Genomic DNA, 8,503 nt, shown 5'->3' on the forward strand with positions numbered 1-8,503 from the left:
ACTAGCTTCTAATGTATTTTTTGTTCTTAACATCAGACTACTGGTCTTTTTGTTTGAGCTCAAGTCCAAATTCAAAGGACTTGAGCTTTTTTAATTAATTATTCAACTTACCGCAAAAAATTATACACTTAGTAATCTGAAAAGACACCTCACTATTGTAAGGTGTCTTTTCAGATTAAAAAAGCACAGATGATTGATGAAATATTATGCTAAGTTATCCTTAAGAGATGCTTCGTCATCTGCAGCAAACACTGGATTCTCTTCTGTTTCGCTAAGACGATCGTTAAGCATAGCATCATGGATTTGAGCATTCAAAACATTAATGATTTGGTTTTGGTTGAAACTTGCAATTTCATTTACAACCAATGCAGCCATACCAGTAGTTGAAATCCAGTTAGCAATCACAATGTTATTAATCTTGTCTTTATCATATCCAGTGTCAGGATATTGTTCATTAAACTTTTCAATTCCAAGATCCATCAAAGTATCAGCAATAATCTTGCTGCCGAACTTACCATCAACGAACATTGCACGAAACAAGTTAACATGCTTTTGTGCAAAATCAATGTATGATAAATCCAAGTCAATTAAAGGCTCACCAGTGAACTTTTGGTGCAAAGTGTGAGTTCTTAAATCTGAAGAAATTCTCTTCAATACTTGATTACGAAGATCTCCCATATTATCGAATTCTAGATATAAAGGTTGAGTTGAGAAGTGTCCTGCCTTCGCAATACTACGAGCTGTTAAGCCTTCAATTCCGCCTTTAATAGCCATCCTATAAGCAGTATCTAAAATCTTGTCTTTGCTTATTTCTTTTTTTCTTGCCATTTTAATGCACCTCAATCATTTGTTAAACATGTACTTTTCAATATGCTTGTTATTTTTATCTTCATGTACATCATATATCCAATAAATAACAAATGTAAGTGTAAACATTGCATTTTTATCACTTTTTTATAGTCGCTTAAATAGCGATGAACCGTTATCTCCGGTAAATTGATCATAATGTGAGGATACCATTTCAATAACTGCTTTTTTATCTAACCCTTGTGCAGCACAGAATGAAAAGAATGCTGCAGAAAGAATGTAGCCTCGCTCACGATCATCTGTCAGATTATCAGAAAATTTCATATTAATAGTTTGATCTGCATAATCTGTCGTTAACTCAATTGATTTATTTTCTGGTCCTTCAGCCATGCCCAGCCCCCCTTTTTTTACATATTTTAAATATAATATAAAAATTAATACAATTACATTATAATTATGTTACAAATGCGATTTAGAAAGCGTGATTTTTTATGAATAATGTAATTGGACGTTCATCATGTACTTCTATTCTTATTGGTAAGAAAGCTTCCTTAACAGGAAGCGTGATCATCGGACGAAATGAAGATGCAAAAACTGCTTGGCCTAAGCATCTAGCATTCAATCCACATCAAGACAATCTAAAAAATAACTATTTCAAATCAAAAAATAACAAATTTGAAATGGACTTACCAGAGACTATATTTTCATATTCATCAACGCCAGAATGGACAGATAAGTACGGCGTCTTTGAAGAAGATGGAATTAATGAACACCACGTAGCAATGAGTGCTACAGAAAGTGCCTATGCTAATGAACGTGTATTAGCAGTAGATCCTTTTGATACAGAAAAAGGCATCTTAGAAGAGGCAATGGTAACCGTTGTTTTGCCATATATTAAAACTGCCCGTGAAGGTGTACAGCGTTTAGGTGAAATTGTTGAAAAACATGGTGCTGCTGAAGCAGATGGTATTTTATTCAGTGATCCCAACGAAGCATGGTATATGGAAATCGGTTCGGGTCATCAATGGGTAGCCCAAAGAATTCCAGATGATTCTTATGCAGTTGTTGCCAATCAATTAGCCATTCAAGCAGTCGTCTTTGACGGCAATGATTTTATGTATTCAAAGAATTTAAAAGACTTTGTCTACCAAAATCAATTATGGCCTAAAGATGCAGTCTTTAACTGGCGCGAAATCTTTGGCACGCACGATGATAGCGACTTGCATTACAACACCCCACGTGTTTGGATTGGACAAAAATTGTTAACACCATCTGTTGAACAAAAGCCGCAAGATTTTGATTTACCATTTATTAGAAAACCAGATAAGCCAATCTCTATTCAAGATGCACAAGCCGTATTGAGCAATCATTACCAAAATACGCCTTATGATTTGACTAATCCGAAGAACAAAAATAATGCGACATTCAGACCTATTTCTGTTGCTACTACCCAAGAATCTCACTTGTTAGAATTAAACGATGAAAATATGATTCATTGGCTAGCAATGGGTGTAGCTGCACAAAGCGTTTATGTTCCATTTTATCCGCAAGGAACTAAAGTCCCTACCATGTACAAATATGGCAAGGAAACTTACAGCACCAATTCTGCCTACTGGGTATTTAAACTGGCAGGCACTCTAGCTGATCGCGACTGGAACAAATATGGAACAGATTTAGGCTATGCCCAGGACGATGCTAGAGAAAAAACTACTCGTCTGCGTTACGAATATGATCAAAAATTAGCTAAAGAAACTGACCCAGCAAAGAAGATCGACTTAGTTAACGAAGCTAATGAAAAGATGGCTAAAACTGCCACTGATATTTTCAAGGAACTATCTGCTAAATTAATTACCAAACAAACTGCAGACTCACCACTTCGTTTTAAGATGGATCCTAACTTATAATTCAAATTAAAAAGCCTAGTTCATTAGTTTGAACTAGGTATTTTTTATTTCTTTTGACTCATTTTTCCATCCATCATCTCATAAATATGATCCGCATATTTTTCAAGACGAGGATCGTGGGTGACAATCAAAATTGCTTTTTCACGTTCTTTAGCAAGTTTCTTAAACAACTTGCCAACCTCTTCTACGTTTTGCGTATCAAGAGATGCCGTAGGCTCATCAGCCAGCAAAATTGCAGGATTAGCATAAAGTGCACGTGCAATTGCCACACGCTGTTGCTGACCGCCTGACAATTCATTAGGATATTTTTTAACTAATTTAGTAATCCCCAAATCTTTGAGCAATTTGTCTAAATCTTCTTTGGACAAATTACCTTCTTTTTTAACTTTATCAACCAAAACAAATTGATCATGAACAGTCAGATATGGAACTAAATTATAAGCTTGTAAAATAAAACCAATTTCATTTAAACGTAAGTTGTTTCTTTTTTTATCAGAAAACTTGCTGATATCTTCCCCATTAACGATAACTTGGCCTGAAGTTGGTTTTTGCAGCGATCCAGCAATCGTTAAAAAAGTACTTTTACCTGCACCGGACGGTCCCATAATTAAAACCAATTCGCTTTTATCGGCTTCAAAATTGATATCCTTTAACGCTTCAACTCGAGCATCGCCTTTACCGTAAATTTTTTCTACATTTTTCAACTCAATTACTGCCATTTTATTCACCAATTGCCTTTGCAGGATCAACCTTCAAAATAGATCTAATCGGAATCAAACTACCAATAATGCCCATTACAAGCATCCCTAACGTACCAGCAACCATAATGGCTGGGGTAAAGCTCATTGGGACGGCAGCTGGCAAAACAGCAGCTGTAATCCACATCAATATTAGAGCAATCACTACGCCCACAACTACTAAAATAATTGATTGACTAACTGTCGCAGCAACCAAGGTTTTACTTGGAATTCCTTGTACTCTCATTACAGCCAAATTATGCATTTTTTGCATGGTTAAAATATATAGGAATACCGCAATGATAATTAGAGAAATGACAAATAAGAAACCTATCATTAATTCGAAAGTCATATTCTGTGCAGTATAGCCTGGCAATTTATTAATAAATGTAGCAATCGGATACGTTTTTGCATCTTTATAGTTGTATTTATAATTAGCATTTTTCGAAACGATTGCTGCAGCGGCCACATTTGGCGCTACCATCCGTAACTTTCTCCAGGTGGCAAAGGAGCCATAAATAATTGGAGCGATGTTGATCTTGGCGTTATTAACAAAGCCCACGAGCTTATACTTTCTGGCTGAACCGTTTAAGCTGATTTTATCGCCTAAACGATAGCCTTTATCTCTTAAGCTTGAATCTACGGTAATTTCTGTTTTACCTTTTCCTCGCTTACCGGCTACCAAGTCCTGATCTTTATAAACAAACTGATCTTTTTTAATTCCTAAAAATTGCGCAGAAACAGATGGCCGTTTTTTAGACTTAACTACAACCGCCACTTGACCGATATATGCTTCATTTTTACCAATCTCATCATCTTTTAAGTCTTTTTTAGTCAAAATAGACTTACTCAAACTAATATTAGCATTTTTATTTAGGACAACTTTCTTAGCCCCCCAACTATTGATTACTTGTGTGTTTTCACTCGCCAAACCTACAGCCAGTGATGACAACATAAAAATCAAATAACTGATTAAAAAGATCATTAAAATGATTAAGCCATAGCGCAACTTTTCATGTTTAATTTCTTTTAGTGCTAAAAACAATTATTCCATCCCCCTTGCAATCATGTATAAGCTCTTCTTGTAACGAGCCAAGTTTTTCTCTTGACTTTCTGGGTCTGACAAACAAAGATTAATTACTTCATGACTTAAAACCATTGCACTCCACAATTCAGGACTCATATTCAATAATTGTCTTGAATAAATTTTGAAATTATCCGGGATGAGATATTCATTTTGTGACATGTGCAATTTCATCATGCGTTCATATTTGCTATTTTGAGTTTTATCAATGAACTTAACAATTCGATCATAAAAATGATCTGGATCAAATTTCTCATCGGGACTCATATTAGCATGAATATTTTCAATTGCGATGTTATACATGTAGACATAAGCATCTGTTAAATCATCAAAATACTTATAAAATGCACCACGTGCAATATCTGCTTTTTTTACTATATGGGAAACCTTAGCATCTGCTAAAGGATAGTTACTAAACTCTTCTAACAAAACCTTTTCGATTCGTTGGCGTTTAGCGGAAGGTAAATTTTTAAATGTTGCTTTAACCATTTTTATCCTCTCTTTCAACACACTGCCGTTTCGTCACTAATCAATTACTATATTATTCTTTTGTGACGCATTGTCAATACACACACATGAAAAAAGCTGCTCGCTTTTCATTAAGCAAGTAGCCGATTGTAGAAGATCATTCGTGCAATCTTCTTCTTAACGCTAAATTTTGCTAAAGCACAGTTATTCATCGTATCAATTTTATCCATGTCGCCATTAGTTAAGTAGTGAGCAGCTATTATTCGAATCAAGCGGCCGTGAGCTACTACTAACACCTTTTTATCAGGATACTTTTGGTACATTTCATCTAAAAAGTCACCGCATCGCTTATCAAAATCTTCGTAGCTTTCACCATTTTTGGCATATTTAATATAGTCACGATTGATCTTTCCCCAAGGATCAACAACATCTGGATATTCCTTAACAATATCATCCATCTTCTTGCCATCCCAGTCGCCAAAATCAAATTCAAGCAGGCGATCATCAAGATTAATCTTTTTCTTTCCCTTAGTAAAAATCTTAGCAGTCTCTACTGCTCGTTTCATTGGACTGGAATATACTACGTCAAACTTATTTTCATCAAAGTTAGCTGCAGCTTTTTTAGCATAAGCGCGGCCGTAATCATTCAATTCTGCATCAACATGTGCACCTTGAAGACGATTATCCTTATTAACATCTGTTTGACCATGACGAATAAAAACTATTTCCATCATTAATACCTCGCATGATTTAATTAACGAATCAATTTTACGCGTAATCGCACAATCTTTCCAATTTCTTAATTTCTTTTCTACTATATTCTGCCTGAAAAAGTTTACAATAATAGTAGACCAATTTAGAAAGAAGAATGTTTATGTCCCGCATTACGATTGAAAGAGACGGTTTAACCCTAGTAGGTGACCGTGAAGAACCATTTGGTGAAATCTATGACATGGCAATTATTATGCATGGTTTCACTGCTAATAGAAATACAGATTTATTAAGACAAATTGCTGATGATTTACGCGATGAAAATGTTGCCAGTGTTCGTTTTGATTTTAATGGGCATGGCGAAAGCGACGGTAAATTTGAAGACATGACTGTCTGCAATGAGATCGCCGATGGTAAAGCAATTTTAGACTATGTACATACTGATCCACACGTTCGAGACATCTTCTTAGTGGGACATTATCAAGGTGGCGTAGTGGCATCAATGCTTGCAGGTCTTTATCCTGACGTTGTTAAAAAAGTTGTACTTTTAGCTCCTGCTGCTCAATTAAAAGACGACGCATTAAGAGGCAATACTCAGGGCGCAACTTATGATCCAAATCATATTCCTGATGTCGTACCACTCGTGGGCAATAAATTAGGGATGAAGGTTGGTGGCTTTTATTTAAGAACCGCACAAGTTTTACCAATTTATGAAATATCACAACGTTTCACTAGACCAGTTTCTGTAATCGCCGGTACTAATGACCAAGTTGTTGATCCAAAATACGCCAAGAAATACGATGAAGTTTACGAAAACGGTGAACTGCATATGATCCCAAATGCTGATCATAGATTCAGTGGTGGGTACAAAGACATGGCAGCCGATTTAACTGCGCAATTTTTAAAACCTGCATTTTAATGACGTTTAAAATCAAAATGAGTTCTAAAGACATAATGGTCGAGAGAACTAGCTTCAGGTGAATATTGAAATTCAAAATCATGAAAATCTCGCAATTCTGCGGGATTTTTTATTTGATTTTCGGCAATAAAACGCACCATTTCACCACGTGCCATCTTGGCATGAACACCTACGGTTTTCCATTGATCATTTTTTAATTCTTGAAAATCGATGGTGATCATTTTTCGATTTTCGTTTAAATAAGGTTTGACCAAGCGCATATATTGCTTAGAAGCCAAATTAATGACTGTATCATCTTCTTTAAACAGACTTTCAGCAATTTGATCATTCCAAAAATGATACAAGCTATAATCAATAAAGCCCTTCATTTTGGTATTGAGTTCTAAACGATATGGGCAAACACCATCAAAAGGTCTAAGCATCCCGTAAAAGCCAGATAAAATGCGCAGATTTTTTTGAATATAATCAAGCGCTGGCTGAGTAAACAAATCCGGTGCCATATATTGGTATTGAATGCCTGAAAAAGCCAAAATTGCTGGAGTTAACCGCTTATCTAAATTTATATTTTTCAGTTGCTCAATGCTTTGCTCTGTTACTTTTTTACTGGCATGCCATAACTCAATTAGTTGGTCTTCAGAACGAGATTTTAGGAATTCTTCTAGAATCCTAGTCTTGTCTAAAAATTCAGGCTTAGACTGAACTGGAAAAGAATCGCAATCAATTTTCATAATTTTTGCGGGTGCAATAATAATTTTCATTTTTAGATTTCACTTCTTTAGGTTAAACTTAACTAGTAATTAATAAGGAGGAAAAACGATGAATCCTGATTTTGCAATTGTCTTAAATTTTAAAATTAACGGAAATGCGGATGCAGACTTTTTAGTTAAAACTGCTAGAAACATTGGTGCACGTGCTGTCATGACCAATGCTCAAAAAGATGATTTTGAAAAAGCCTGCAGTAAATATACCATTTTTCTAGCTGACGAAGCAGATGGCATCGATTTAAACGGTGATGATGTAATTGATACAATCGTCAATAACCGCCAAAATGGTAAAAATACTATCATTAACATCCCTGTAACCGATGGCAAATTTGATGATGCTACTCAAAAATTGCTTGATACCATTAACTCTTGGATGCACTTATTTGGTCATGCCTTAAATGAAGGTAAACACAGCAATCTTGAAACAGACAATGGTTTTATTTTAGAAAATCGGCATGCAGATTACCAAAAATATGTTTTTGTAAAGCGCCCACTTCCTGAAAAAATCGTGGTATCTGGTTTAACTCAAGAACCTAACCGCGTTGAATGGATCGATCACAGAGCCGACCTAGATTTTGCTTTTAAAGATAGTAAATTAACTATCAATCTCACTGAACCAGAAAGTGACTTAGCTTGGCAAGTCTTGCGTATCCAAGCACATCGTCCAGAAGATGACATTATTCATACTGAATTCTAACGAAAAACCTTCTCATTGCGAGAAGGTTTTTTTAGTCAATCTTTGATCCATTATCATAAAACTCTCTAAAGCGATGCGCTTCTTTGTCCAAAGTGATCTCATCATTTACCTGAGATAATTTATAGCCTACAAAATATGCTGGTGCCTCAAAACGGGTAATATACTTAGCACAAATGCCGCCATCTTCACGAGGATAGAAAAATAAATTATACGAATCACATCTGCCGTTATACATGATATTAAGCAAATATTTTGCAACGCTTTGAATCCAATCAGCCCACAAATCAATGCTATCTTTATTCAAAAGGTTGATATTCAATTCCGTATATCCTTGCACTGGATGTTCAGCAATATTGACCTCTACCCCATTTTCATCAAAAAGCGTTTCGCCTTCAAAATTATTAGGGTGAAT

Annotated in this window: 11 protein-coding genes; 3 read left to right on the forward strand and 8 right to left on the reverse strand. The window is 35.4% G+C overall.

What is annotated here, in order from left to right:
• Positions 1-204: 204 nt before the first annotated feature.
• Together HMPREF0518_RS06845 and HMPREF0518_RS06850 are read right to left on the reverse strand one after the other, a co-directional pair.
• Positions 205-828, reverse strand: a complete 624-nt coding sequence (locus HMPREF0518_RS06845; RefSeq protein ID WP_003627375.1) for a TetR/AcrR family transcriptional regulator — start codon at positions 826-828, stop codon at positions 205-207.
• Between the two features lie 126 nt (positions 829-954).
• Positions 955-1,197 (reverse strand): hypothetical protein, encoded by a 243-nt coding sequence (locus HMPREF0518_RS06850; RefSeq protein WP_003627377.1) that lies wholly within the window; start codon positions 1,195-1,197, stop codon positions 955-957.
• A gap of 101 nt (positions 1,198-1,298) precedes the next feature.
• Between HMPREF0518_RS06850 and HMPREF0518_RS06855 the strand changes: the two genes are divergently transcribed.
• A complete protein-coding gene (locus HMPREF0518_RS06855; protein WP_003627379.1) occupies positions 1,299-2,711 on the forward strand; it encodes a C69 family dipeptidase in 1,413 nt (470 codons plus the stop codon).
• 44 nt (positions 2,712-2,755) lie between these two features.
• Here HMPREF0518_RS06855 and HMPREF0518_RS06860 read toward each other — a convergent pair whose 3' ends face one another.
• The 4 genes from HMPREF0518_RS06860 to HMPREF0518_RS06875 all read right to left on the reverse strand — a co-directional run bounded on the left by HMPREF0518_RS06860 (position 2,756) and on the right by HMPREF0518_RS06875 (position 5,731).
• On the reverse strand, positions 2,756-3,430 hold the full coding sequence (locus HMPREF0518_RS06860; RefSeq protein WP_003630234.1) for an ABC transporter ATP-binding protein: 675 nt from the start codon (positions 3,428-3,430) through the stop codon (positions 2,756-2,758).
• 1 nt (position 3,431) lies between these two features.
• Complete coding sequence (locus HMPREF0518_RS06865) at positions 3,432-4,493, reverse strand: FtsX-like permease family protein (protein ID WP_003627381.1); 1,062 nt, start codon at positions 4,491-4,493, stop codon at positions 3,432-3,434.
• A complete protein-coding gene (locus tag HMPREF0518_RS06870; RefSeq protein WP_035518295.1) occupies positions 4,494-5,021 on the reverse strand; it encodes a TetR/AcrR family transcriptional regulator in 528 nt (175 codons plus the stop codon).
• 110 nt (positions 5,022-5,131) lie between these two features.
• Entirely contained in the window at positions 5,132-5,731 is a 600-nt protein-coding gene (locus tag HMPREF0518_RS06875) for a histidine phosphatase family protein (RefSeq protein WP_020828959.1), read from the reverse strand.
• A 143-nt stretch (positions 5,732-5,874) separates the two neighbouring features.
• Here HMPREF0518_RS06875 and HMPREF0518_RS06880 point away from each other — a divergent pair, with 143 nt between their 5' ends.
• Positions 5,875-6,630, forward strand: a complete 756-nt coding sequence (locus HMPREF0518_RS06880; RefSeq protein ID WP_023192881.1) for an alpha/beta hydrolase — start codon at positions 5,875-5,877, stop codon at positions 6,628-6,630.
• Here HMPREF0518_RS06880 and yaaA read toward each other — a convergent pair.
• Positions 6,627-7,388: a peroxide stress protein YaaA gene (gene yaaA, locus HMPREF0518_RS06885; protein WP_003627385.1), complete on the reverse strand. Its 762-nt coding sequence runs from the start codon at positions 7,386-7,388 to the stop codon at positions 6,627-6,629. The genes HMPREF0518_RS06880 and yaaA overlap by 4 nt on opposite strands.
• A 58-nt stretch (positions 7,389-7,446) precedes the next feature.
• Here yaaA and HMPREF0518_RS06890 point away from each other — a divergent pair, with 58 nt between their 5' ends.
• On the forward strand, positions 7,447-8,091 hold the full coding sequence (locus HMPREF0518_RS06890; RefSeq protein WP_003627386.1) for a hypothetical protein: 645 nt from the start codon (positions 7,447-7,449) through the stop codon (positions 8,089-8,091).
• A 31-nt stretch (positions 8,092-8,122) separates the two neighbouring features.
• On the opposite strand, the gene HMPREF0518_RS06895 is transcribed toward HMPREF0518_RS06890, so the two are convergent.
• Positions 8,123-8,503: DUF4931 family protein (locus tag HMPREF0518_RS06895; protein ID WP_003627387.1), on the reverse strand; the 381-nt coding region annotated here is incomplete at its 5' end.

Source organism: Lactobacillus helveticus DSM 20075 = CGMCC 1.1877 (assembly GCF_000160855.1).
GTDB lineage: Bacteria > Bacillota > Bacilli > Lactobacillales > Lactobacillaceae > Lactobacillus > Lactobacillus helveticus.